At 64.0% G+C, this 23,119-nt stretch carries 25 protein-coding genes and 1 tRNA gene; 13 read left to right on the top strand and 13 right to left on the bottom strand.

Translation table 11 applies throughout. The features are described from left to right. Nucleotides 1–57: 57 nt before the first annotated feature. Entirely contained in the window at nucleotides 58–1,809 is a 1,752-nt protein-coding gene (ggt, locus tag L6639_RS09365; protein WP_237861036.1) for a gamma-glutamyltransferase, read from the top strand. A gap of 96 nt (nucleotides 1,810–1,905) precedes the next feature. Continuing rightward, a complete protein-coding gene (locus L6639_RS09360; RefSeq protein ID WP_237861034.1) occupies nucleotides 1,906–3,201 on the top strand; it encodes an MFS transporter in 1,296 nt (431 codons plus the stop codon). A gap of 27 nt (nucleotides 3,202–3,228) precedes the next feature. Here the strand turns inward: L6639_RS09360 and L6639_RS09355 are convergent, their stop codons facing one another. Further along, on the bottom strand, nucleotides 3,229–3,894 hold the full coding sequence (locus tag L6639_RS09355) for a glutathione S-transferase family protein (protein ID WP_237861031.1): 666 nt from the start codon (nucleotides 3,892–3,894) through the stop codon (nucleotides 3,229–3,231). A gap of 146 nt (nucleotides 3,895–4,040) precedes the next feature. On the opposite strand from L6639_RS09355, the gene L6639_RS09350 reads away from it, so the two are divergent. The 4 genes from L6639_RS09350 to panE all read left to right on the top strand — a co-directional run bounded on the left by L6639_RS09350 (nucleotide 4,041) and on the right by panE (nucleotide 7,788). Next, complete coding sequence (locus L6639_RS09350; protein ID WP_237861030.1) at nucleotides 4,041–4,637, top strand: DUF2239 family protein; 597 nt, start codon at nucleotides 4,041–4,043, stop codon at nucleotides 4,635–4,637. A gap of 89 nt (nucleotides 4,638–4,726) precedes the next feature. After that, the gene (locus tag L6639_RS09345; RefSeq protein ID WP_237861028.1) at nucleotides 4,727–6,076 is read left to right on the top strand and encodes an MATE family efflux transporter; all 1,350 of its coding nucleotides are present in this window, start codon (nucleotides 4,727–4,729) and stop codon (nucleotides 6,074–6,076) included. A gap of 90 nt (nucleotides 6,077–6,166) precedes the next feature. Continuing rightward, complete coding sequence (locus L6639_RS09340) at nucleotides 6,167–6,775, top strand: 2-hydroxychromene-2-carboxylate isomerase (RefSeq protein ID WP_237861026.1); 609 nt, start codon at nucleotides 6,167–6,169, stop codon at nucleotides 6,773–6,775. A gap of 89 nt (nucleotides 6,776–6,864) precedes the next feature. Then, nucleotides 6,865–7,788, top strand: coding sequence for a 2-dehydropantoate 2-reductase (panE, locus tag L6639_RS09335; protein ID WP_237861024.1), 924 nt, complete (start codon nucleotides 6,865–6,867; stop codon nucleotides 7,786–7,788). A gap of 6 nt (nucleotides 7,789–7,794) precedes the next feature. On the opposite strand, the gene L6639_RS09330 is transcribed toward panE, so the two are convergent. The 4 genes from L6639_RS09330 to L6639_RS09315 form a co-directional block, all read right to left on the bottom strand. Beyond that, nucleotides 7,795–8,388: a c-type cytochrome gene (locus L6639_RS09330; RefSeq protein WP_237861023.1), complete on the bottom strand. Its 594-nt coding sequence runs from the start codon at nucleotides 8,386–8,388 to the stop codon at nucleotides 7,795–7,797. Nucleotides 8,389–8,603: 215 nt separating this feature from the next. Next, nucleotides 8,604–9,881, bottom strand: a complete 1,278-nt coding sequence (locus tag L6639_RS09325; protein ID WP_237861021.1) for a PQQ-dependent sugar dehydrogenase — start codon at nucleotides 9,879–9,881, stop codon at nucleotides 8,604–8,606. A 383-nt stretch (nucleotides 9,882–10,264) separates the two neighbouring features. Further along, nucleotides 10,265–11,251 carry an NAD-dependent epimerase/dehydratase family protein gene (locus L6639_RS09320; protein ID WP_237861018.1) on the bottom strand — a complete coding sequence of 329 codons (987 nt, stop codon included), beginning with the start codon at nucleotides 11,249–11,251 and terminating at the stop codon, nucleotides 10,265–10,267. A gap of 76 nt (nucleotides 11,252–11,327) precedes the next feature. Beyond that, nucleotides 11,328–11,402: transfer RNA gene (locus L6639_RS09315), tRNA-Gly, on the bottom strand. Between the two features lie 274 nt (nucleotides 11,403–11,676). Here L6639_RS09315 and trxA point away from each other — a divergent pair. Together trxA and L6639_RS09305 are read left to right on the top strand one after the other, a co-directional pair. Next, nucleotides 11,677–12,597, top strand: a complete 921-nt coding sequence (gene trxA, locus L6639_RS09310; protein WP_237861016.1) for a thioredoxin — start codon at nucleotides 11,677–11,679, stop codon at nucleotides 12,595–12,597. 31 nt (nucleotides 12,598–12,628) lie between these two features. Then, nucleotides 12,629–13,306 carry an LON peptidase substrate-binding domain-containing protein gene (locus tag L6639_RS09305; RefSeq protein WP_237861014.1) on the top strand — a complete coding sequence of 226 codons (678 nt, stop codon included), beginning with the start codon at nucleotides 12,629–12,631 and terminating at the stop codon, nucleotides 13,304–13,306. Between the two features lie 20 nt (nucleotides 13,307–13,326). Here the strand turns inward: L6639_RS09305 and L6639_RS09300 are convergent, their stop codons facing one another. From L6639_RS09300 to L6639_RS09275, 6 genes are all read right to left on the bottom strand, one after another. Then, nucleotides 13,327–13,971, bottom strand: a complete 645-nt coding sequence (locus L6639_RS09300) for a cytochrome b/b6 domain-containing protein (RefSeq protein ID WP_237860996.1) — start codon at nucleotides 13,969–13,971, stop codon at nucleotides 13,327–13,329. Between the two features lie 40 nt (nucleotides 13,972–14,011). Beyond that, entirely contained in the window at nucleotides 14,012–14,290 is a 279-nt protein-coding gene (locus L6639_RS09295; RefSeq protein ID WP_237860992.1) for a PepSY domain-containing protein, read from the bottom strand. Nucleotides 14,291–14,496: 206 nt separating this feature from the next. Then, complete coding sequence (locus L6639_RS09290) at nucleotides 14,497–15,309, bottom strand: SDR family oxidoreductase (RefSeq protein ID WP_237860990.1); 813 nt, start codon at nucleotides 15,307–15,309, stop codon at nucleotides 14,497–14,499. A 3-nt stretch (nucleotides 15,310–15,312) separates the two neighbouring features. Further along, complete coding sequence (locus L6639_RS09285) at nucleotides 15,313–15,801, bottom strand: PaaI family thioesterase (protein WP_237860989.1); 489 nt, start codon at nucleotides 15,799–15,801, stop codon at nucleotides 15,313–15,315. Further along, entirely contained in the window at nucleotides 15,798–16,601 is an 804-nt protein-coding gene (locus L6639_RS09280; RefSeq protein WP_237860987.1) for a crotonase/enoyl-CoA hydratase family protein, read from the bottom strand. Before L6639_RS09280 ends, L6639_RS09285 begins: the two co-directional genes overlap by 4 nt. A gap of 41 nt (nucleotides 16,602–16,642) precedes the next feature. Further along, entirely contained in the window at nucleotides 16,643–16,993 is a 351-nt protein-coding gene (locus L6639_RS09275) for a hypothetical protein (protein WP_237860985.1), read from the bottom strand. A gap of 90 nt (nucleotides 16,994–17,083) precedes the next feature. On the opposite strand from L6639_RS09275, the gene L6639_RS09270 reads away from it, so the two are divergent. Together L6639_RS09270 and L6639_RS09265 are read left to right on the top strand one after the other, a co-directional pair. After that, nucleotides 17,084–17,614 carry a TetR/AcrR family transcriptional regulator gene (locus L6639_RS09270; protein ID WP_237860983.1) on the top strand — a complete coding sequence of 177 codons (531 nt, stop codon included), beginning with the start codon at nucleotides 17,084–17,086 and terminating at the stop codon, nucleotides 17,612–17,614. Between the two features lie 57 nt (nucleotides 17,615–17,671). After that, on the top strand, nucleotides 17,672–17,869 hold the full coding sequence (locus tag L6639_RS09265) for a Trm112 family protein (RefSeq protein WP_092232493.1): 198 nt from the start codon (nucleotides 17,672–17,674) through the stop codon (nucleotides 17,867–17,869). A gap of 79 nt (nucleotides 17,870–17,948) precedes the next feature. Here L6639_RS09265 and L6639_RS09260 read toward each other — a convergent pair whose 3' ends face one another. Then, nucleotides 17,949–19,169 carry a ubiquinone biosynthesis hydroxylase gene (locus L6639_RS09260; protein ID WP_237860981.1) on the bottom strand — a complete coding sequence of 407 codons (1,221 nt, stop codon included), beginning with the start codon at nucleotides 19,167–19,169 and terminating at the stop codon, nucleotides 17,949–17,951. A 154-nt stretch (nucleotides 19,170–19,323) separates the two neighbouring features. Between L6639_RS09260 and tesB the strand changes: the two genes are divergently transcribed. Then, nucleotides 19,324–20,187 (top strand): acyl-CoA thioesterase II, encoded by an 864-nt coding sequence (gene tesB, locus L6639_RS09255; protein WP_237860979.1) that lies wholly within the window; start codon nucleotides 19,324–19,326, stop codon nucleotides 20,185–20,187. Nucleotides 20,188–20,232: 45 nt separating this feature from the next. Here the strand turns inward: tesB and L6639_RS09250 are convergent, their stop codons facing one another. Continuing rightward, a complete protein-coding gene (locus L6639_RS09250) occupies nucleotides 20,233–21,123 on the bottom strand; it encodes a DUF4339 domain-containing protein (protein WP_237860978.1) in 891 nt (296 codons plus the stop codon). A gap of 245 nt (nucleotides 21,124–21,368) precedes the next feature. Between L6639_RS09250 and L6639_RS09245 the strand changes: the two genes are divergently transcribed. Beyond that, complete coding sequence (locus L6639_RS09245) at nucleotides 21,369–21,707, top strand: P-II family nitrogen regulator (RefSeq protein WP_028176997.1); 339 nt, start codon at nucleotides 21,369–21,371, stop codon at nucleotides 21,705–21,707. 74 nt (nucleotides 21,708–21,781) lie between these two features. Continuing rightward, nucleotides 21,782–23,083, top strand: coding sequence for an ammonium transporter (locus tag L6639_RS09240; protein ID WP_237860975.1), 1,302 nt, complete (start codon nucleotides 21,782–21,784; stop codon nucleotides 23,081–23,083). The last annotated feature ends 36 nt before the right edge of the window (nucleotides 23,084–23,119 follow it).

The raw sequence follows: 23,119 nt of genomic DNA, 5'->3' as shown, positions 1-23,119 counted from the left end.
ACCCTATAGCATTGTTGCGACGCGTTTGAATTGGCCTGAAGGCTTGGCGGAAATTTGATGATGGCGTCATTTTCGACACGGCGTGCTTTTTTCGCACTGATCGCCACTCTGGCGTTTGGCCTCGCGTCGGCAACCGCTCAGGATGCGCGGCGGGCTTATGTGCCGCCCGCGCTCGACACCGTTCACGCCGTCCCCGCCGAGCATGGCATGGTGGTGGCGCAAGAGAAGATATCGGCGCAAGTCGGCGCCGACATCTTGCGGCGCGGCGGCAATGCCGTCGACGCAGCCGTCGCAACCGGCTTTGCGATGGCGGTAACCTATCCGCGCGCCGGCAATATCGGCGGTGGCGGCTTCATGGTGATCCATTCCGCCGAACGCAATGAGGACGTCGCAATCGACTATCGCGAGACCGCACCTGCGGCGACGACGGCGCAAGTTTTCCTCGGCCCCGACGGCAAGCCCGATGCCGCCAAGTCGCGCGATTCCGGACTCGGCACCGGCGTGCCAGGCACCGTCGCAGGCCTGGCGCTTGCACTCGAAAAATACGGCTCCGGACAATTCACGCTCGCACAATTGCTCGAACCCGCGATCGCACTCGCCCGCGATGGATTCATCGTCACCGACGACATCGCCGATACGCTGCCGGGTTGGTATCCGCGATTGGCACGCTTTCCATCTTCAGCCAGGATTTTCGCAAAGGCTGATGGCACGCCGCTTGGCGAAGGCGACAGGCTGGTGCAGCGCGACCTCGCCGACACGCTGGCGAGTGTCGCGGCGCAAGGCCCACGCGGATTCTATGAAGGCCCGGTGGCGGAGAAGATCGCCAAGGCCGTCTCCGATGCCGGCGGCATCATGACGCCGGCCGATTTGAAGGCCTATCAACCGGTGATCCGCACTCCGGTGCACGGCACTTACCGAGGCTACGACATCGTTTCGATGCCACTGCCGTCCTCCGGCGGAGTGGTACTGGTCGAGACGCTCAACATTCTCGAAGGCTTCCAGCTGGCTGATCTGAAGCAGGGTTCGCCGGCATCGCTGCATCTCCTGATCGAGGCCATGAAGCGCGCCTACGCGGACCGTGCGCGCTATCTCGGCGATCCGGCCTTTGTCAACGCACCGATCGATACGCTCATTGCGAAAGACTACGCCGCCAAGCTGCGCGCAAGCATATCCGCTGATCGCGCCACGCCGTCGAAGCAGATCGTTTCCGCTCTGCCCGCGCCGCGCGAAGGCAGCAACACCACTCACTACTCTGTCGTCGACAGCCGCGGCAACGCCGTCAGCAACACCTACACGCTGAACTTCAGCTACGGCGTCGGCCTCGTTGCCGACGGCACCGGCGTGCTGCTCAACAACGAGCTCGACGATTTCACGGCTGCCGTCGGCGCCTCCAATGCCTACGGTCTCGTCGGCTATGAGGCCAATCTACCCGGGCCCGGCAAGCGGCCGCTGTCCTCGATGTCGCCGACCATCGTCCTGAAGGACGGCAAGCCGGTGTTGGTGACGGGCTCGCCCGGCGGCAGCCGCATCATCTCGACCGTGCTCCAGGTGATCGTTGATGTGCTCGACTACAAGATGGATGTCGCGGCCGCCGTGGCTGCGCCGCGACTGCATCATCAATGGCTCCCGGATGAAGTGCGCGTCGAGCGCGGCTTTCCCGACGACGTGCTGTTCGAGCTGAAGGCAATGGACCATCTGATCGTCGAGCCGATGGGACAGACGTCGGCCAATTCGATTGCCGTGACGCCGAACGGCCCCCTCGGAGCGCCCGATCCGCGAACGCGTGGGGCGGAGGCGGCTGGACAGTAACCCTGACGCTGCAGGGCAAGAGGGCGCGCGCCGGCTTGCGCCGACCGCCGCGCGTGCTACCACCGGCGAGCCACAAGAATTTGCCGGGGAACGCACATGACGACAGCCGATCCGCTCCAGCGCATCGAACGTGCTGAGATCGAGGACACCAGCCTTCTCGCTTTCTATCGCGACATGAACGTCGCCGAGCGCCGAACCTTCTGGGCCTGCGCGGCCGGCTGGGCGCTCGACGGCATGGACTTCATGATCTACCCGCTGGTGATCGGCACGATCATCGCGCTGTGGAAGGTTGATGCAGCCTCGGCCGGTCTTGCCGGCACGGTGACGCTGCTCGCCTCCGCTATCGGCGGCTGGCTCGGCGGCTATCTCTCCGACCATATCGGCCGGGTCAAGACGCTCCAGATCACCATCATCTGGTTCTCGGTGTTCTCGCTGGTTTGCGCAGTCGTGCAGAATTTCGAGCAGCTCCTGATCGCACGCGCCGTGCTCGGCCTCGGCTTCGGCGGCGAATGGGCCGCGGGCGCCGTGCTGATGGGCGAAGCGATCCGTCCGCAATATCGCGGCCGCGCGGTCGGCTCGGTGCAATCGGGCTGGGCCGTCGGCTGGGGTCTTGCGGTGCTGTCCCAGGCGATCCTGTTTTCGTTGATGCCGGCGGAGACAGCGTGGCGCTGGATGTTCGTGATCGGCGCCTTGCCGGCTTTGCTGGTGTTCTACATCCGCCGCTCCGTTACGGAGCCGGAAATCGCGGCAGAGGCGCGTGCCAGGCACGCTGAGACGGGCAGTCATCCGAAACTCTGGGAAATCTTCACGTTCCCGATCGTCAAGACGACGGTGCTGGCATCCCTGATGGCAACAGGCTGCCAGGGCGGTTATTACGCCATCACCTTCTGGGTGCCGCAGTTCCTGACCAAGGAGCGGCATCTGTCGGTTGTCGGTTCGACCGGCTATCTCTCGACGCTGATCATTGGCTCGTTCATCGGCTATCTCACCGGAGCCTGGCTTGCCGACCGAATCGGACGGCGCAATCTGTTCCTGATCTTCTCGATCGGCGCGATGGCCGTGGTGCTGCTCTACACGCAGCTGCCGCTCACCAACGAGATCCTGTGGGTGCTCGGCTTTCCGCTCGGCTTCTTCGCCTCGGGCTATTTCTCCGGTGTCGGCGCGTTCCTGACCGAGCTTTATCCGACGCGGCTGCGCGGCTCGGGCCAGGGCTTTTGCTACAATTTCGGCCGCGGTATCGGCGCGCTGTTTCCGTTCCTCGTCGGCGCGCTGTCGGCGTCAACATCGCTGGCCAATGCGATCGCGATCTTCGCGGTGGTGGCTTACGCGCTGTTCTTCATCGCGGCGTTCGCATTGCCGGAGACACGCGGGCGCGTGCTGCACGCGAACTGACAGATCATGGCGGGGCGGTGAGGAAATTTACCGCCCCACCTGATACGGCCCGCCCTTCTCGAGGGCTCGCGCATAGGCCGGCCGCGCGTGGATGCGCTCGAGGAACGCCATCGCCTTGGGATGGCCCTGTTCGAGCCCGCCGCGCGCTTGCGCGGCTTCCAGCGGAAAGCTCATTTGAATGTCGGCGGCAGTGAATTCGTTGCCGGCGAACCATTCGCTCTTCGCAAGCTCGCCTTCCCAATAATCCATGTGCTGCTTGAGCTGCGGATTGACCAGCGCGGTCAGCGCCTGGTTCGAGACTTTGCGTACCAGCGGACGCAGCAGCGCGGGTGCGCGCTTCGGCATCAGCGTGAACAGCAGTTTGAGCAGCAGCGGCGTCATCGCAGAGCCTTCCGCGTAATGCAGCCAGTAGGTAAAGCGCAGCCGCTCCGGCGTGTTTGGCGGGGGGATCAGCCGGCCATTGCCGTAGGTCGCGACGAGATATTCGATGATCGCACCTGACTCGGCGATGGTGTTGCCGTTGTCGGTGATGACGGGCGACTTGCCGAGCGGATGGATCGCACGCAACTCCTTCGGCGCGCGCATGTCAGGCTGACGTTGATAGCGCACGATCTCGTAGGGCACGTCCAACTCTTCGAGCAGCCACAGCACCCGCTGCGAGCGCGAATTGTTGAGGTGGTGGACGGTCAGCATCGCGAAATCCTTAAGGAGCGGGTGATCGGTCGGCCGTGTACCTGCCAGCCCGGGAAGACAATGTCGAGCCGACTGGTCCGATATTTTCACCCGGGTATATTGACGACAGCTATTTACCCGGGTATTAAGGCGCCAACATGGTCAATATGGCAATGATTTCAATGCAGAAGATTTTCACCGCCTTCCAGGGGCAGCGTCGCCTGGTGTCCGGGCTGGCTGGAGAGGTCGCGCTGGTCGTCAAGCGGGTCGCGCCGCGGCCGGACGAGGCCATCATCATCTTCTCGGACGCCACGGGGCGATCGATCGACTTCGATCTGCGCGGCGGGGATCGCGAGGTGTTGGCGCGGCTGGCCAAGCAGATCCCGCCGCCGATCGAGGAAGCCTCCGCACCGGCCGAGCCGCGCGGGCGCGGCCGGCCGAAGCTCGGCGTGGTCGCGCGCGAGGTGACGCTGCTGCCGCGACATTGGGAATGGCTCAATGCACAGCCCGGCGGCGCATCGGTCGCGTTGCGAAAACTCGTCGAGGAAGCCAGGCGCGCGAGCGGCGACAAGGACCGCGAGCGGCAGGCGCGCGATGCCGCCTATCACTTCATGTCGACCATGGCCGGCAATCTCGCACAGTTCGAGGAAGCGTCGCGCGCACTGTTCGCAGATGACCGGCGGCGCTTCACCGAACTGATTGCCGACTGGCCGGCCGACATCCGCGACCACATCGTCAAGCTCGCCTACGGCGACCGCGCCTAAGCCGCGCACCGTTCTCCAACCACCCCATCAACGGCCGAGCCGCGCCATGCGCGGCAACGGCTTTGCTCGCCATGATGAAAGGCAAACTCATGTCCGTCCCAGCGCCTCTCTGGAAAAACTTCCTGCGCTTCCTCGCGCCGTTGATGCTGGGGAACGCGTTGCAATCGCTGTTCGGCACCGTCAGCAACGTCTATCTCGGCCAGATGATGGGCGTTGACGCACTCGCAGCGGTCTCGACGTTCTTTCCGGTGTTCTTCTTCCTGTTCGCCTTCGTCATGGGCCTGAGCACGGGCGCCACCGTGCTGATCGGCCAGGCCTTCGGCGCGGGCAAGCACGACAGGATCAAGATTGTCGCAGGCACGACGCTCGCGGTCGGCCTGCTGCTCTCGATTTCGGTGGCGCTGATCGGCGGCCTCTTCAGCCGGCAATTGATGCTGGCGCTCGCAACGCCTGCGGATATTCTCGCTCCTGCCAGCGCTTATGCGCGCATCATGCTGCTGACGATGCCGCTCGGCTTCACCTTCCTGCTGATGACGGCGATGATCCGCGGCGTCGGTGATGCCGTGACACCGCTGCTGGCGCTGGCGTTGTCGACCACGATCGGCTTGATCCTGACACCGATGCTGATCCACGGCGCCTTCGGCCTGCCGGCGCTCGGCATCACCAGCCCGGCCTGGGCGGGTGCGATCTGCAATGCCGTGACGCTGCTCGCGCTCGGCGCCTACCTGCTGCGGAGGAAGCACGCGCTCGCGCCTGATGCCGCACTGCTGCGCCATATCAGGCTCAACCGCGCCGTGATCGGGCAAATCCTCGGCATTGGATTGCCCAGTGCGGTCGGTATGGTCGTGATGGCGATCGCCGAGCTGGTCTTGCTCGGCCTCGTCAACAGCTTTGGATCTGATGCGACAGCTGCTTATGGTGCCGTCAATCAAGTGATGGGCTACACGCAGTTCACGGCGATGTCGATTTCGATCGCGGTCTCGATCCTCGGCGCGCAGGCCGTCGGCGGCGGCGACCGGGCGCGGCTCGACGGCATCGTCCGCACCGGTCTTGCGTTCAATCTCGTTCTGACCGGCGGGCTGGTGGCGTTGATCTATATGGTGCCGCGCGCCGTGCTCGGCATTTTCATCACCGACGGCACCGTGCTCGATTTGGCGAAGGGGCTGCTCTTCGTCGCCTTGTGGAGCTCGGTGCCGTTCGGCCTTGCGACCACGTTCTCCGGCGCGATGCGTGCTGCCGGTGTGGCGCTGACGCCGATGCTGCTGTCGATCTTTGCCATCGTCGCGATCGAGCTGCCGTCGGCGGTGATCCTCAGCCGCGCGATCGGCCTCCAAGGCGTATGGGCCGCCTATCCGATCGTGTTCTGCACCATGTTCCTCTTGCAGATGGGCTATTACATCCTGGTGTGGCGCAAGCAGGCGATCCGACGCATGGTCTGATCATCAAGATATTATGACCATCATTAAACGGTGGACCTGTGGCGCACCCTGCGCCACAATGGGCCAAAAGTGACGTCAGGGAGAACGAATTTGACCCGCACAGCTCCGCAATTCCTGTTCGATTTCGGCAGCCCGAACGCCTATCTCAGCCATCTCGCGATCCCGGCGATCGAACAGCGGATCGGCGTCAAATTCGAATATGTGCCGATCCTGCTCGGCGGCATCTTCAAGTCGACCAACAACAAGTCGCCTGCCGAGACGCTGGCCGGCATCAAGAACAAGCGCGAATTCCAGCAGGTCGAGACCGAACGCTTCCTCAAGCGCTTCAAGATTCAGCCCTATGTCTGGAATCCACACTTTCCCGTCAACACGCTGAACCTGATGCGCACTGCGATCGCGGCGCAGCTCGAGGGCGTGTTCGAAAAATATGTCGATGCCGCCTTCCACCACATGTGGCGCGAGCCGAAGAAGATGGATGACCCCGAAACCGCGGCGAAGGCGCTGGCGTCTTCAGGCCTTGATGCCCAAAAGCTGTTCGCACGCGCCCAGGAGCCCGAGGTGAAGGGCAAGCTGATCAAGAACACGGAGGAGGCGGTTGCCCGCGGCGCCTTCGGCTCGCCGACCTTTTTCGTCGGCAATGAGATGTTCTTCGGCAAGGAACAGCTGCGCGAGGTCGAGGAGATGGTGCTTGGGATGTGATCCGGCATCCTCCAGAAACCGGGTGGTCTCCTTGAGGTCGTTCTGGCATGCTCCGGGACAACGGAAGAAACAACAATAAGGACTTTCCCATGCGTATCCTCGTGGTCGGCGCCGGCGCCATCGGAGGCTATTTTGGTGGCAGGCTGTTGCAGGCCGGCCGCGACGTCACCTTCCTGGTCCGCGCCAAGCGCGCCAGCGAGCTTGCGAGCGCGGGCCTCGTCATCAGGAGTCCGAATGGCGATGTGACATTGAAGAATCCGCCGACCGTTCAGGCCGACGCCATCAGGGACAAGTTCGATGTCGTGCTGCTCAGCTGCAAGGCGTTCGATCTCGACGATGCCATCAAGTCGTTTGCACCGGCGGTCGGGCCTGACACCGCGATCATCCCGATGCTCAACGGCATGAAACATCTCGACACGCTCGATGCCGTCTTCGGCAAGGAGCGCGTGCTCGGCGGTCTCTGTGCCATCGCCGCAACCTTGAACGAGAAGCGCGAAGTGGTGCAGCTCCAGCCAATGCAGTCGATCAATTACGGTGAGCGAGACGGCACGATGTCGGATCGCGTCAAGGCGATCGACGAAGCCTTCAAGAGCGGCATCAAGGGTGCCACGGCCAGCCAGAACATCATGCAGGACATGTGGGAGAAGTGGGTGTTCCTGTCTTCGCTCGCGGCTTCCACCAGCCTGATGCGCACGTCCGTCGGCAACATTCTCGCCGCGCCCGGCGGCCGCGACTTTCTGCTCGGCATGCTCGACGAGACCAGCGCGATCGCGACTGCATCCGGCTATCCGCCGGGCGGTCCGTTCTTCGATCGCGTGAAGGGCAACCTGACCACCGAGGGCTCGCCGATGACGGCCTCGATGTTCCGCGACATCAACGCGGGTTTGCCTGTCGAAGCCGATCACGTGATCGGCGACCTCATCGCGCGCGCCGACGCGGCCAAGGTGCCGGTGCCGAAGCTGCGCATCGCGTATACGCATCTGAAGGCGTATGAGAAGCAGCGGGCGGGGTAGGTAGCGCTATTTGAAATACGCCAGATAGTGCGCCACCGCCGTGATTTCCTCATCGCTCATGTGATAGGCGACGTCAGCCATCGCGGCGACGCCGCCGCCGACGCGCTGGCCCGCTTTGTAGTCGTGCAGCGCCTTGACCAGATATTCCTCGCGCTGACCTGCGAGCCGCGCGACGGCCTTGGTGCCGGTAAAGCTATCGGTGTGACATGAGGCGCAGCGGCGGCCGACGGCAACCTGCGCGCCTTTCTTCGACAGATCCGGATCCCCGTCCTCGGCGGGCTTCGGCGGCGTCATCGCCGCGAAATAGGCGCCGAGACTGCGGACGTCCTCATTGGTGATCTCTTCGGCGATCGGCTGCATCTGCTCGTTCTTGCGCGAGCCGGCGCGGAAGAACACGAGCTGCCATTGCAGGAACTGATCGGGCTGGCCGGCCAGCGAGGGGATGTTCTCGGTCTGCGAGATGCCGTTCTCGCCGTGACAGCCGGAGCAGACGGCAGCCTTCTCCTGGACGGCGGCGTTGTCGGCGGCGCTGGCGGAGAGCGCGCCGAGCGCGAGGAGCGCAGCCGCGCTGATTGCGTGCGAGATGAACTGCCGGCGCATGGTGGGAATTCCGATCTATCGAACTCGTCATTCGGGGGCGTGCGGAGCACGAGCTATGATGCGCAATTGCGCATCTGAGAATCCATAACCACGGGTCGGGGTGATGGGTTCCGGACTTGCGCGCAAGAGGCGCACAATCCGGAACGACATTGACGCTTGCAAATGAAAGAGGCTGCGGTGCCTCTCGGCCACCGCAGCCTCCTGGTCAGATCGCGCTACTTCTTGCTGTAGCTGATGCGGTAGATCGCGCCGGCCCAGTCGTCGGCGACGAGGATCGAGCCGTCCTTGGCGAGAACGATGTCATCGGGACGGCCGAGATAGCCCTGGTCACCCTCGATCCAGCCGGAGGCGAACACCTCCTGCTTGGGGTTCTTGCCGTCGGGCCCGACGATCACGCGCATGATGCGGCCGCCCTGGTACTTGTGACGATTCCAGGAGCCGTGCTCGGCGATCAGGATGTTGTTCTTGTACTCGGCGGGGAACTGGTCGCCGGTATAGAACTTCATGCCGAGCGGAGCGACATGCGCGCCGAGGTTCAGCACGGGCGGCGTGAACTCGGAGCATTTGTGGCCCATTGCGAACTTCGGATCGGGAAGATCGCCCTGGTGGCAGTAGGGATAGCCGAAATGCTCGCCGAGCTTGCTGATCATGTTCAGCTTGTCTGAGGGCAGGTCATCGCTGACCCAATCGCGAGCGTTCTCGGTGAACCAGTACTTGCCGGTGCGCGGATCGACGTCGCCACCGACCGAGTTGCGAACGCCGAGCGCATAGACTTCGGCGTTGCCGGTCTTGGGATCGACGCGCCGGATCTGCGAAACGCTGGTCGGGGGAATGCCGACGTTGAAGGGCGGTCCGAACGGAATGTAGAACCAGCCGTCCTTGTCGGCGGCGAGATATTTCCAACCATGCGCGGCGTAGGACGGCATGTCGTCATAGACGACCTTGCCCTCACCGGGATTGTCGAGCTTGTTTTCGATGTCGTCGTAGCGGATCAGCTTGTCGACCGCGATGACGTAGAGCGCGCCATCCTTCACAGCCAGACCCGTGGGCATGTTCAGCCCCTTGAGAATGGTCTTGACCTCTTTCTTCCCGCCATTGTCCTTGATGGCATAGACGTTGCCGAGGCCGAACGAGCCGACGAACAGCGTACCCTTGTCACCCCAGGCCATCTGCCGCGCGGCCAGCACGCCTGAGGCGTAGACCTCCATCTTGAAGCCCGGCGGCAGCTTCACCTTCTTGATGATGTTGGCGAGCTCGGCATCGGAGGCGCCGGTCGGCGGACCCGAGGGCGGCGCGAGGCCCTTCTGCGCTTCGGTCTCATCGCCAAGGAACCAGTCATCCGGCGGATGTGTCCAGAATTCCTTGGTGCCGGATTCGTACTTCTTCAACGCACGGTTCTTGTCCTGCTGTTGTTGTGCACTGACAACGCTGGTCCCGGCAAGAAGGGCAACCGCTGCAAGCGCCAACACGGATCGATGGATGATCGATTTCATCGCGTCACTCCCCTAAGGCAGCCGTCGGGGCTGCACGTTCTTTGTTTTGCTGTGTGAGTAGGCGAAGTTCGAAGTCTGCCCGAGAGGCAGACGCAAAAAGGTTAGCACATCTGCGGGCGGTGAGAAGCGCGTCGCGTGCGCGGCAGTTGCGCTCAATCAAAATTGAGACGGATCATCTCACATCGTCGCAAGCGGCGACGACAACGTTCTCGCTGCAACGCGGAATCGGGATGGCGCCGCCTCATTTACGAGCAGCAGGAGGAAGCCGGCCGATACAAGAGCGTGAAAACAACCCCATGCACAGTAGAACGGCGAGGTGCGGATCGCGCGCGGCGGCACCGGCCACACGTTTGAAAGATCGTGCAATTTGACAAAAGGGGTAACTAAGGGGTGACCGGGTACGGCCCGTCGTCAAACGGTGTGTCGTGATAGCCCTTCGACCCCACCTCGCGCGCCAGGGCACTGCGGAAATCCGAGCCAGCGCCAAGGCTGCGCAGCACATGGGCGAAATCGAACTCGGGATGCCATCCGAGCTCGCGCCGTGCGCGCTCGTTGACATAGACGCGGTCGATCTCGGGGAAGAGCCGCCAACCGCGCGCGGCATAGAGGTCGGCGCATTCAGGGTAGAGCTCGCGCACGATACCGGCAGCATTGCGGGCGAGCGCGGCGAGGTGATGCTGCGCGAACGGGCTGGTCGCGGATACGATGTAACGGCCGAAGCCAATCTCGGGCGCGCGCGCGACGGCGAGCAGATGGGCGCTGACCGCGTCCGCTATATCAAGCCGTCGATGGAGCAGCTCGTTGGCTTGCGCGTTGTCCAGCGCGTAGGCCGACCGCATGGCGGGATCGTCATCATCCTCCGGAAAGAACCGCGAGGTCCGCAAGATGACGACCGGCACGCCCCGCTCGCGAAAGAACAGCTCGCACAGATTCTCCGCCATCAGCTTTGTGGTGCCGTAGATGTTCTTGGGCACCGACGCCAGCTCTTCGGTCACCCACACTGCCGCCTGTCCCGCCTCGGGCCGGAGCTGCGCGCCGAACGCGCTGGTGGTGCTGGTGAAGACAAAACTGTTCACGCCGGCAGCCAGCGCCGCCTCGAGCAGATTGAGCGTCCCGGTGACGTTGGTGTCGACAAACGCCTGCTTGCTGTGGGTCGCCACATGCGGCTTGTGCAGCGTCGCGGTGTGGATCACGGCCGTGACACCGTCCATCTGCGCCCGGACGAAGGTGGGATCAACGATCGAGCCCACGGCATCGGTGAAGGGCGACGGCTTCAGATCGAGCCCGCGCGCAGGCGACCCGCGACGCCGGAGCGTCCGGAGAATGGCTTCGCCGAGGTGGCCGGCACTGCCGCTGACAAGGATCGTCATTTGAGCCCCAAGCCAGCCGTCAGCGGTGTGGAAATCCACGGCTCGACCTGATCTGGCTGGATGCTCTGGGAAAAATTGGAGCGGGCGAAGGGGCTCGAACCCTCGACCCCGACCTTGGCAAGGTCGTGCTCTACCACTGAGCTACACCCGCATCCTGTGTCGGTCGCGTGACGCGCCGGCAACGGCTGTCGTATGCCAAAAGCGGGAGGCGAATGCAACAGCTACCGGCAGCATAGATGCGCATTCAGAGCCCCAATATGAGCCCTCAAACCGCCGAATCGACCGAAAATGGCCCGGAACTGACGAATCGGCTGCGACGGATTGAAATTCGGCCGCCCCGGCCCAATTTTAGGGCCTGAAACGAAGCACATGTGGCGGCGACGTGCTAAAGAGCCGCCATTCCAGACATCTGACGAGGGGATCCCGTGACGATCATCGACCAGGGTAACGGAGCGGGCCCGGCTGCGGCCGATCTGATCAAGGACACCACCACCCAGACCTTCGTGAAGGACGTCATCGAGGAATCGAAGCGCCAGCCGGTGCTGATCGACTTCTGGGCGGAGTGGTGCGGTCCCTGCAAGCAGCTCACCCCCGTGCTGGAAAAGGCCGTCAAGGCGGCCAAGGGCAAGGTCAAGCTGGTCAAGATGAACATCGACCAGCATCCGGCGATCCCCGGCCAGATGGGCATCCAGTCGATCCCGGCCGTGATCGCCTTCATCAACGGCCAGCCCGCCGACGGCTTCATGGGCGCGGTGCCCGAGAGCCAGGTCAACGCCTTCATCGAGAAGCTGACCAAGGGCGTGACTGCGCCGGGCGAGCCCAACATCGCCGAGATCCTGCAGGAGGCCGAGGCCGTGCTCGCCGAGGGCGACACTGCTGCGGCCGCGCAGATCTATGCCGAAGTGCTGCAGTATGATTCGACCAATATCCCCGCACTTGCCGGCCTCGCCAAGTGCTACGCCGCGTCGGGTGCGATGGAGCAGGCCAAGCAGACGCTGGCCATGGTGCCGGAGTCCAAGCGCAACGACCCGGCCGTGAAGGCGGTGCAGACCGCGATCGATCTCGCCGAGCAGGCAGAGCAGCTCGGGCCGATCGCTGAATTGGAACAGAAAGTCGCCGCAAACCCGCTCGATCATCAGGCCCGCTTCGACCTTGCCACCGCGCTGAATGCGAAGGGCGACCGGGCAGCCGCGACCGAGCAGCTGCTCGCGATCGTCAGGCGCGATCGCAAATGGAACGACGACGGCGCCCGCAAGCAGCTGGTGCAGTTCTTCGAAGCCTGGGGCGGTGCGGACGATGCAACCGTCGAGGGACGCAAGCGCTTGTCGACGATCCTGTTTTCGTAAGCGCAGGTCGCAAAATCGCCGCGGGGAGCAGATGCCGATCAACATCGAATATCGCGGCCCAGCGGACCTCCCCGAAATCATTCCGGTGTTTCCGCTGCCGGGTGCGCTGCTGCTGCCGCGCGGCCAGATGCCGCTCAACATCTTCGAGCCGCGCTATCTGGCGATGGTCGACGACAGTTTTCGCGATGGCCATCGCCTGATCGGCATGATCCAGCCTGACGTGGCGCATTCGCCGAAAAATTCCGACAAGCCGGCGCTGTTCCGTGTCGGCTGCGTCGGCCGCATCACCCAGCTCGCCGAATCCGGCGACGGCCGCTACATCCTCGAGCTGACCGGCGTTGCCCGCTTCAGGGTGCTCGAGGAGCTCGATGTGCTGACCGCCTACCGGCAGTGCAAGGTCGATTTCTTCGCCTTCGCCGACGATTTCAAGGCGCGCCTCGGGGAGGAGGCGGTCAACCGCGAGGCGCTGCTGGTGGCGCTGGCGGATTTTCTGAAGGCCAACAATCTCAAGGTCGACTGGGAAGGCGTCGAGAGCGCGCCCAACGAGGCGCTGGTCAATGCGCTGGCGATGATGTCGCCCTATGGCCCCGCCGAGAAGCAGGCGATGCTGGAAGCGCCCGACCTGAAGACCCGCGCCGAGATCCTGATCGCGGTCACCGAGATGGACCTCGCCAAGAAGCGCACCAGCGGCGATCCGCCGTTGCAGTGAGGGGGCGCGAAGCCCTCCGATCAGTCGGTCGACGTCAGGTAAAAGCCCGAGCCATCGCCGCGTTGTTCACCTCTCCCTTCGGGAGAGGTGTGAGACCGGATGCGCTTGCGGCCGGTGATCATGGCGCGGATCAGGTTCTCGCGCTGAAGCCAGCCCATTCCGATCACACCCGCGACGTGCAGCACGACCAGGATCATGACAGCGTCCGATGCGACGGCATGCGTATCCTCGATCCACCACACACCGAAGAAGGTGACGGTTACCGACAGCGCACCCGTGATCGCCGAGACGGCGAGCGACAGCAGCAGCGCCACCAGCATCAACGTGCCGGCAGGATTGAGCCCGATATAGCGGCCGGTGATGCCGCGGCGGAGATTCCAGAGGTAGGAGGGCGCCACACGCAGCCTGACGCCGATCATGCGAAAGCGCGAATAGCGGCTGCCCCGGAAGCCCCAGACCAGGCGGAAGACAAGAAGCGCGATCACCGCATAGCCGACGATGCGGTGAAGCCTGTCGTAAACGGTGGGGGTGAACCACGCGGCCAGGACGCACGCCGCGAGGACCCAGTGCCAGAGCCGCAGCGGAAGATCCCAGACCGCGACCGTCCGATCAACGGGGCGTCCGACGGATACCCCGCGCGCGTCTGATACCGCGTTGCCGCTCAAGCCGGGACCACTTTCAAGGCAAAAGCCCTACTTGGCAAATTTATTTGGCGATCGTGTGCTTCAGGCTGAGATCTTCCGGGCTGTAGAACAGCTCGTAGAGCTTGCCTTCCTTGACGCCGTAAACCTCATAGCACGAGCCTTCGATCTTGGAGCGGCGCACCTCATAGCCTGCCGCCTTGGCCTTGGCTTCGGCATCGCCCGCCGGCTTCCACGAGGCCTTGTCGAGCTTGGTGCAATCCTTGAAACCATCGGCCATTGCCGTCGACCCCATGCCGATCCCGACCGTCATTGCGATGGCAAGAACACGAATCACTCTCACTGATATCTCTCCTCTGTCGTGCGCGCGAAGCGCGGGCCGAAGGAAGCCAAGGGCGAGGTGAAGTCAATCGTGGTTCGGATCAGCGTGGCGTTAGAGATATTCTAGCCGCCGCCAAAACATCAGCGCGCTCCGTGCGCAACGCATGTTTGGCGGCGCGCTGCGGCCTTAAGCCTCACGGCCGGATTCGTCCACGAGCGTCGCGAATGCTACGCCACCTGGCGTGTGACGGAATACCGGCGTTGCAGCCAATCCGCCCAGGCTAGACGTCCACGCACGCCGCGGCTGACGACAAAGCCCATGCCGCGCGCCTTGGCCTCCGACATCGCTATCGGAAGGATCTTTCGATGCAGCCCTCGCGCATCCCGATACTGGCCGGCAAGCGCGGCAATGCTGATGTCTTGGGGACCGCCAATCTCGGCGCGCTCGCCAAAGATCCCGTCAAAGGCGCAGGCCACGATGTGATCGGCGACATCGCTGGTATCGACGGGATTGAAGGACGTCGTCGGCATCGGCCACAGCGGAAGCCAGGCCAAGCCCGCAAGGATCTTGTCGAGCAGATAATAGAACGGCATCGCGCGAACGACGGACCAGGACAGTGCGGAGGCGCGAACCAGCCTTTCCCCGGCGAGCTTGACCCGCGCATAAGGCAATGTCGCGTCATCGAGACCGACGATCGACACATGCAGAAAGTGCCGGACGGATTCCTGCTCGCAGAGCGACAGCAGACGTTCCGTTCCCTCGACGTCCACCGCCGAAGGCGACCTGAGGAAATCGACCGGCCGAACGCCGCCGCGCCGCGCGATCGGCGAATATGTCGCCGCGTTGATGACCGTGTCGACATCGTGCAAGGCCTCCTGCAAGCCGGCGCCTGTGGCGAGATCGCCGACGGCCCATTCGACATCCGCGCGCGTGCCCCGAGATCTCGCAAGCAACCGGACGTGATGGCCGTCGCCGACGAGACGATCGACGATGTCGCGGCCGAGATGGCCGGTGCCTCCGGTGACGAGCGTCAACGCCATGCTTCAGCTCCCGTCGGCCTTGCTCGATGGTCCGCCGGTAGGAACGAGCACGGTTTCTCCGGTTGCGACGAGGGACAGTTGGTCCTGCTCATCGGCGGCCAACAACTCGGCACGTGCGAACACCTGCCGGCGCCCGGCGCGCACTGTTGTCCCCTTGGCGATGAAATGACGGCCGATCGCCGGCCTGAGACAGTTCATCGCAAAATGCGATGCAGTAACCGAGCCGACCAGCGTCGCGGCGGCAAAGCCGCAGGCGGTGTCGAGAAGGGCTGCGATGATGCCGGCGTGGAGGTGTCCGGAATATTGGGCGAAATCGTCGCGCCATGTCATTCGGATCGTTACCTCGCCATGACCGGCCGCAGCGACATCAAACTCCGCCATGCGATTGAAGGCGGCAGACGAATTGACTGCCCGGAGAGCCTGGAGATCAAAGCCTTGGACGCCGAAGCCTTGGACGCTGAAGCCTTGGACGCTGTAGCTTTGGGCGCTCATGCCTGGCTCCATCGCGGTGTGCGGTTTTCGAGATTGCTGCTCACGGCCTCGATATGATTGGGGGTGCCAAGCAGTGCGGCCTGCTCGGCGGTCTCGGCGGCAAGACCCGTGGCGACGTCAGAGGTCGCGGCGAGATTGAGCAGACGCTTGCCGGCACGAACTGCATCCGGGCTGCGGGTGGCGATCTGGTGGGCGATCGATTGCGCCGCCGCCAGTGGATCGTCGGCCAATCCCGTCGCGAAGCCATAGGCCAGCGCTTCGCTGGCCGAGAACACGCGGCCGGTATAGGTCAGCTCGCGCACGACGTCCTCGCGTGCAAGATGGCGCATCAATAACGTGCCGGCCATGTCGGGCACCAAACCCCATTTGGCCTCGATGACGCCAAGCTTCGTCGCCGGCGCCAGATAGCGAAGGTCCGCGCCAAGCGCGAGCTGGAAGCCTCCACCGAAGGCGACGCCATGGACTGCGGCGATGACGGGCACCGGCAACTCGCGCCAGAGCCAGACCAGGTGCTGCGCATAGTTTGCCATGTCATGGCTTCGCTGCATGAGGTCGACCGACGGAATCAGCGATTCGCCTCGGGTCGTCGCGAGAAGGCGATCCAGATCGAGGCCGGCGCAGAACGCCCGTCCTTCGCCGGAGAGGATGACGGCGCGAACATCCCTGCGCGCACCGAGTTTTGTGCCGGCGGCGATGAGCGCCTCGAACATGGCGGGGTCGAGGGCATTCATCTTGTCGGGGCGATTGAGACGGACATGGGCTACGCCGTCTGCGATGGTCAACCGAACACGATCTTCCATCGCGTCACTCCGCTTGAATGCGTGGCCTGTCGTTTCGACGATCAGTAACCGGCCGCTGCCATGACCACGACTGCAGTGAGCGCCATCCAGCCAAAGTGGCGACCACGCGTCGCCCATGCATTGGCGCAGGCGGACAATCCGAACACGCCGATCATGGTAAGCACGATCCAGCGGCGCGCCGAGGCCGAGTCCATCCAGGGCGTTGCAACCAGCAGCACACCGCAGCCGATCCAGGCCACGGTCGAAGCCTGCCAGACCAGGCGGATCAGGGTGCGGAGCCGCGGCGGCTCGATGGTGGCGCGAGGGAAAACCTTGGTCTCGCCGAGCAGGCCGTGGATGAGCGCCACGACGATGGCGCCAACACCGGCACACTGGAGCAACAGGTCACGCATCAAGGCCTCCATACATCTGTGTATGGTGAAATAGAGGCTGGCCTGCCGGCTGTCAATACACTAGTGTATGGTCCGAGAGCGGAACCCGACATGACCGAACAGCTCACCGCCGACGACTGGATCAGCCAGGGCATCAAGGCGCTGACCAAAAGCGGCTTTACCGCCCTGAAGGCCGATCCTTTGGCAAGGGCCATGGGCGTCTCGCGCGGCAGCTTCTATTGGCATTTTGCCGATCTCGGCGCGTTCCACGCCGCCGTGCTGAGGCGCTGGCGCGAGATCGCGGCCGAGGAGATCATCGCGCGCGTCGAGGCCGACAGCGACGAGCCGGTCAGAGCGCTGCTGCGCAGGACCTTTGGCGCCCGGCTCGATCTGGAGCGCGCGGTGCGCAACTGGGCCGCATTCGATCCGGCGGCGCAGGCGGCGGTCCGCGCCATCGACCGCCGCAGGCTCGATTATATCGAGGCACTGCTGGAGAAGCGGGGGCTCGACGCCGCAACGGCACAGGCGCGCGCGCAGATCCTGTACTGGACGTTTCTCGGCTTTGCGCTATCGGCCGCACCGGTGCCGACCGCACGGCTCCAGGGCCTGCTCGACGAGATCCAGCAGATGGTCTCGGGCTAGAGTTGATGGGCGACCGCGAATTTCTATGATAGAGGCAAACGAATGCCGGAGACTCCTATGAACGCGCCCACCGAACGCCCCGAAAACAGCGTCGATCCGAAACTGCTGGAGATCCTGGTCTGCCCGCTGACCAAGGGACCGCTGGAGTTCGACTCGGCCAAGCAGGAGCTGATCTCGCGGTCTGCAAAACTCGCTTATCCGATCCGGGACGGCATTCCGATCATGCTGCCGGAAGAGGCGAGGAAGATCGATTGAGGGTGGCTGTTGTTGCGCGATGACCGTGCGACACACCCCGTGTCGTCCCGGCGAACGGAGTTTGCAGCAGCGCCTTTCCCTACAACGCCTCGCCCTTTAGCAGCCGCGGGATCTCGCCGGTGAGGCCGGCCGCCTGGCGGATGAAGAGGTTCTTCAGCGGCGGGGTGCGGTCGACGATGCCGAGGCCGATGTCGCGGACGGTGCGCAGCAGGCTCGACTGGTTCGAGAACAGGAAGTTCAGCGAATTGGTGGCAACGCCCATCGCCATGGTGTCGAAGCGGCGCCAGCGCTGGTAGCGCTCGAGCACGTCGGCGCCGCCGAGATCCATGCCGAGCCGCGCGGCATCGACCACGACCTCGGCCAAGGCGGCGACATCCTTCAGCCCCATGTTGAGGCCTTGCCCCGCGATCGGGTGAATGACGTGCGCGGAATCGCCGACCAGCGCGAGGCGCTCGGCGACGAAGGAGCGCGCCACGAAATACGACAGCGGAAACGCGCGCGGCTTGTCGAGCGCCTTGATCTCGCCGAGATGCAAACCAAAGCGCTGCTCGAGCTCGGCGTGAAAGTCCTCGTCGCTGAGCGCAATGATGCGCGCGGCTTCAGTGCGGCGCTCGGTCCACACCAGCGACGAGCGCTTTCCGGTCAGCGGCAAAATCGCGAACGGCCCCGCGGGCAAGAAGTGCTCTTCGGCGCGGCCTTCGTGATCACGCTCGTGGCCGACGGTGACGACGATGCCGGACTGATCGTATTCCCAGCCATGGGTGGCGATGCCGGCGCGCTCGCGCAACTTCGACCGCGCGCCATCGGCAGCGACCAGCAGGCTCGCCGCAATGACGCTGCCATCGCCGAGCGTCACATCGATCCCCTCGGCACGCGCGTCGTAAGACGACACGGTGGTGGCACGCAGCTCGATGCCGGCAGCCTCGGCACGGACGACCAGCGCATCGATCAGGCGGCGGTTCTCGATCATATGCGCGAAGGGCTCGCCCGGTGCGACATCGCCGGCGAAATTCAGGAACGTCGGACGCGTGGCGTCCTCGAGCTTGGAATCCGTGACGACCATGTCGAGGATCGGCTGCGCCTCGGCCCTGACATCGTCCCAGGCGCCGAGCGCCTCGAACAGGCGTCGGCAGGCGGCTACGATCGCGGTCGCACGGGGATCGCGGCTCGGCCGCGAGCTGAGCGCGGGATCGGCGACGATGACGGGAATCTCGGGGCCGAGCCCCTGGCGCAGCGCCAGCGCGAGCGCCAGGCCCGCAAACGCGCCGCCACCGATGACAATGTGACCCTGTACCGACATACCAAAATTCCCGTCTAACTCTGGGTCTTGCTAGCAGACTTGAGCTGGGCGAAACAGTGCGGTGAAACAAGGGCGGAACGGCCCGCAAAAAACTGCCTGATGTGTCATTCCGGGGCGATTGTTCGCGCCGACGTGACGGCAAGAAAGCACCACCATGTCCAAAAGCCTGATCGACCTGATTTCGATCCTCGATCTCGAGCAGCTCGAGGTGAATTTGTTCCGCGGCAACAGCCCGAAGACGAGCTGGCAACGGGTGTTCGGCGGGCAGGTGATCGGGCAAGCGATGGTCGCGGCCTGCCGCACCGTCGAGGGCCGGCTGCCGCATTCGCTGCATTGCTATTTCATCCTGCCCGGCGATCCGCAGATCCCGATCATCTACCAGGTCGAACGCTTGCGCGACGGCAAGAGCTATTCGACGCGCCGGGTCACCGCGATCCAGCATGGCAATGCAATCTTCTCGATCATGGTGTCGTTCCATGCCGAGGAAGAGAGCGCCTTCGACCACCAGGACAAGATGCCTGACGTGCCGCCGCCGGACAAGCTGACCGCGGAGGAGGTGGCGAAGCAGCCGATGTTCCGCGAGATGCCTGAGTTCATCCGCCGCTACTACGAATCCGATCGGCCGATCGAGCTGCGCCCGGTCGAGCTCGGCCGCTATTTCGGCCAGAAGATCGAGGACGGCCGCATTCACGTCTGGATCAGGACCGCGGCGAAGCTGCCCGATGATCCGGCACTGCACATGTGCGCGCTGGCCTATGCCTCGGACTTCTCGCTGCTGGATGCGATCATGGCGCGCTATGGCCGCACGCTGTTCGACAAGCGCATGATGCCGGCGAGCCTCGACCACGCAATGTGGTTTCACCGCCCGTTCCGGGCCGACGAATGGCTGCTCTATTCGCAGGATTCGCCGAGCGCGCAGGGCGGCCGCGGCCTGACCCGCGGCTCGATCTTCAAGCCGGACGGGACGCTGATCGCCTCCGTCGCACAGGAAGGCTCCGTGCGCGAGCGGAGGAGCTGATATCCCAAGCGCGAGTTCATCGCGCTTGAGATGTTCTGATCGTGCTTACATCGCGCGGCGCGGCGCGAGCTCGGTCTGCGAAGCGAACCAGTTCATGATCCAGCGATAGACCCACGGGATCGGGATCAGGAAACTGCACAGGATCGCCGCCACGATTCCGCGCCAGAGGATTCCGAGCCCGGTGCCTCTGAAGATGATCTCGCGGCGCGTGCCCTCGATGTTGCGATAGATCCAGCGCAACTGGGCGGCGGCAACCCAGGCCCATCCGATGATGGTGATCATGGAGACCGCGAACAACAGGTTCCAGCCGATATAGCCCACGATCGAGCCGTTGAAGCTGAGGCCGAGCGGCTGCCCGTTGGAGGCGAGGTTGGCAATCATCCACTTGATCAGCATCCAGTAGAGGACGATCTCGACAATGAAGAGCGCAAGGTTCAGCACCTGGACGCCGGAGTAACCGACGACGACGGCCAGAACGATGAAGCCGAAGAACCAGGGCACCATCGTCATCGCATTGCCGGTGAAGGACAGGTTCGGCCGCCCGGGGACCTTGACACAGGACACGATCCATTTCGTGTACCAGACGAACACCCACGGCACCGGGATGACGAGGACCGAGAGGATCAGCATCACCAGCGTGCGCCAGGTGAAGTCGAGAATGCCGAAATCGACCGACAGCGATCCGCCGGCCGCGCTGCCGGCGCCGGTATAGGCGCCACCGCCCATCATCGGCGGGCTCCCGGCCGGAATGATCGGCGGCGCGCCGCCGCCCGAGATCAGTCCGGGAATTTCGGCGGCCTTCTGCCAGCCGGCCATGCCCTCGGACCACACCAGCGTGTCCCCGCGCACGACACCTTGCGCGATCAGGTCGCGGAATTGCCCGTCCGGATAAGGCCCCTGCTGCTTGCCCTCGGCTGCGTAGAACCAACTCGCCATGACGCGTCCCCCAAAATACTTATGTACCGCTCGGCCGTCGCGGGTTCACCGCATCCATGCCAAAAATGCATTGTGAGGGATGAACGGATGCCCTGTACAGAGGCGGCCGTTCACATGATCGCCCTTGGCCAAACGTTTTTCCGCTTCAATGTGCAAGTTTTTTGTGCCATTTGCCCGGAAAGATGCCAGATTGACGCAGCGCCGGGGACACACGGCGGGCGCATCCCCGGGGAACAGGCCTAATCATGAAACTCGTCGTCGCCATCATCAAACCCTTCAAGCTCGATGAAGTCCGTCAGGCCCTGACGGCGATCGGTGTCCACGGCATGACCGTGACCGAGGTGAAGGGCTACGGCCGCCAGAAGGGTCACACCGAGATCTATCGCGGTGCGGAATATGTCGTGAATTTCCTGCCCAAGCTGCGGATCGAGATCGCGGTGGCCTCCGACGTCGCCGACAAGGCGGTCAGCGTGATCACCGCGACCGCCCGCACCGGCCAGATCGGCGACGGCAAGATCTTCGTCACGCCGATCGACCACGCGCTACGCATCCGCACCGGCGAAACCGACAGCGACGCTCTCTAAACTCCACTTCGTAGATCGCACCGGGCAACGACGCCATCGCGTGCGACGCCATCACTATGCCGGGGGGAAATGACATGGCGGGATTGTTGCGCCGCGTAGCCGCTATGGCTGCGCCGATTGGAGTTGCGTTGGGCGTGACTGCGCCGGCGCATGCCGCGACGAGCGAGATCAACACCGCCGATACCGCCTGGATGATCGTCGCCACCGCGCTGGTGCTGATGATGACGATCCCGGGACTGGCGCTGTTCTACTCCGGCATGGTGCGCAAGAAGAATGTGCTCGCGACCATGGCGCAGAGCCTTGCCGCGGTGACGCTGATCTCCATTCTCTGGGTCGCGTTCGGGTATTCGCTGTGTTTCGTCGGCGACGGCCCGTGGCTCGGCACGCTCGACCGCTGGTTCCTCGGCGGCATGACCATGGACAGCGTCAACCCGGCGGCGAAGACGATCCCCGAAGCGCTGTTCATGCTGTACCAGATGACGTTTGCGATCATCACGGTGGCGCTGGTCGCGGGCTCGGTCGCGGACCGAATGCGGTTCTCCGCTTATCTCCTGTTCTCCGTCGCGTGGTTCATTTTCGTCTACATTCCGCTGGCGCATTGGGTGTGGGGCGGCGGCTTCCTCAACAGCATGGGCGTGCTGGATTTCGCCGGCGGCCTCGTCGTGCACCTCTCGGCCGGCACCGGCGGCCTCGTCGCCGCAAAGGTGATGGGGCGCCGTCATGGCTACGGCACCGAAAATCTCTCGCCGTTCGATCTGTCGCTCGCGGTGATGGGCACCGGACTGTTGTGGGTCGGCTGGTTCGGCTTCAACGGTGGCTCGGCAGGCGCGGCCAATTCGCGCGCGGTGATGGCGATCATCGCAACGCATCTGGCAGCCTGCTCCGGCGCGCTGACCTGGGGCGCGATCGAATGGTATGCGCGGCGCAAGCCCTCCGTGCTCGGCATGATCTCGGGCGCAGTGGCTGGCCTTGGCACCATCACGCCGGCCTCGGGCTTCGTCGCACCGTGGCACGGCATCGTTATCGGCATCGCCGCCGGCGCAATCTGCTACTGGGCCTGCACTTGGCTGAAGCACCGCTTCAACTACGACGACTCGCTCGACGTGTTCGGCGTCCACGGCATCGGCGGACTGACCGGCACGCTGCTCGCGGGCGTGTTCGCAACCAGCGCGATCGGCGGCACTGCCGGCCTGCTCGAGGGCCATCCGCGGCAATTGCTGATCCAGCTTTACGGCGTCGCCGTCACCTTCGTCTGGTCGGCGGGGGTGAGCTTCATCCTGCTCAAGCTGGTCGGCCTGTTCGTGCCGTTGCGCGTCTCGCGGGAGCACGAGCTCGAGGGCCTCGATATCTCGCAGCATGGCGAGGCGCTTCAGTAATCGGGGCTTGTCGGAAGGGGCTTGCGCAACACATAA

It is taken from the genome of Bradyrhizobium zhengyangense (assembly GCF_022012555.1).
Taxonomy (GTDB): domain Bacteria; phylum Pseudomonadota; class Alphaproteobacteria; order Rhizobiales; family Xanthobacteraceae; genus Bradyrhizobium; species Bradyrhizobium zhengyangense.
Note: the sequence above shows the minus strand (reverse complement) of the source record. Positions and strands in the feature narration are given on the sequence as shown.

What these genes read in the sequence shown, in the direction of transcription:
- ggt (WP_237861036.1), top strand. Translation starts at nt 58, where the DNA reads ATGATGGCGTCATTTTCGACACGGCGTGCTTTTTTCGCACTGATCGCC.
- L6639_RS09360 (WP_237861034.1), top strand. Translation starts at nt 1,906, where the DNA reads ATGACGACAGCCGATCCGCTCCAGCGCATCGAACGTGCTGAGATCGAG.
- L6639_RS09355 (WP_237861031.1), bottom strand. Translation starts at nt 3,894, where the DNA reads ATGCTGACCGTCCACCACCTCAACAATTCGCGCTCGCAGCGGGTGCTG.
- L6639_RS09350 (WP_237861030.1), top strand. Translation starts at nt 4,041, where the DNA reads ATGGCAATGATTTCAATGCAGAAGATTTTCACCGCCTTCCAGGGGCAG.
- L6639_RS09345 (WP_237861028.1), top strand. Translation starts at nt 4,727, where the DNA reads ATGTCCGTCCCAGCGCCTCTCTGGAAAAACTTCCTGCGCTTCCTCGCG.
- panE (WP_237861024.1), top strand. Translation starts at nt 6,865, where the DNA reads ATGCGTATCCTCGTGGTCGGCGCCGGCGCCATCGGAGGCTATTTTGGT.
- L6639_RS09330 (WP_237861023.1), bottom strand. Translation starts at nt 8,388, where the DNA reads ATGCGCCGGCAGTTCATCTCGCACGCAATCAGCGCGGCTGCGCTCCTC.
- L6639_RS09325 (WP_237861021.1), bottom strand. Translation starts at nt 9,881, where the DNA reads ATGAAATCGATCATCCATCGATCCGTGTTGGCGCTTGCAGCGGTTGCC.
- L6639_RS09320 (WP_237861018.1), bottom strand. Translation starts at nt 11,251, where the DNA reads ATGACGATCCTTGTCAGCGGCAGTGCCGGCCACCTCGGCGAAGCCATT.
- L6639_RS09305 (WP_237861014.1), top strand. Translation starts at nt 12,629, where the DNA reads ATGCCGATCAACATCGAATATCGCGGCCCAGCGGACCTCCCCGAAATC.
- L6639_RS09290 (WP_237860990.1), bottom strand. Translation starts at nt 15,309, where the DNA reads ATGGCGTTGACGCTCGTCACCGGAGGCACCGGCCATCTCGGCCGCGAC.
- L6639_RS09285 (WP_237860989.1), bottom strand. Translation starts at nt 15,801, where the DNA reads ATGAGCGCCCAAAGCTACAGCGTCCAAGGCTTCAGCGTCCAAGGCTTC.
- L6639_RS09280 (WP_237860987.1), bottom strand. Translation starts at nt 16,601, where the DNA reads ATGGAAGATCGTGTTCGGTTGACCATCGCAGACGGCGTAGCCCATGTC.
- L6639_RS09275 (WP_237860985.1), bottom strand. Translation starts at nt 16,993, where the DNA reads ATGCGTGACCTGTTGCTCCAGTGTGCCGGTGTTGGCGCCATCGTCGTG.
- L6639_RS09270 (WP_237860983.1), top strand. Translation starts at nt 17,084, where the DNA reads ATGACCGAACAGCTCACCGCCGACGACTGGATCAGCCAGGGCATCAAG.
- L6639_RS09265 (WP_092232493.1), top strand. Translation starts at nt 17,672, where the DNA reads ATGAACGCGCCCACCGAACGCCCCGAAAACAGCGTCGATCCGAAACTG.
- L6639_RS09260 (WP_237860981.1), bottom strand. Translation starts at nt 19,169, where the DNA reads ATGTCGGTACAGGGTCACATTGTCATCGGTGGCGGCGCGTTTGCGGGC.
- tesB (WP_237860979.1), top strand. Translation starts at nt 19,324, where the DNA reads ATGTCCAAAAGCCTGATCGACCTGATTTCGATCCTCGATCTCGAGCAG.
- L6639_RS09250 (WP_237860978.1), bottom strand. Translation starts at nt 21,123, where the DNA reads ATGGCGAGTTGGTTCTACGCAGCCGAGGGCAAGCAGCAGGGGCCTTAT.
- L6639_RS09245 (WP_028176997.1), top strand. Translation starts at nt 21,369, where the DNA reads ATGAAACTCGTCGTCGCCATCATCAAACCCTTCAAGCTCGATGAAGTC.
- L6639_RS09240 (WP_237860975.1), top strand. Translation starts at nt 21,782, where the DNA reads ATGGCGGGATTGTTGCGCCGCGTAGCCGCTATGGCTGCGCCGATTGGA.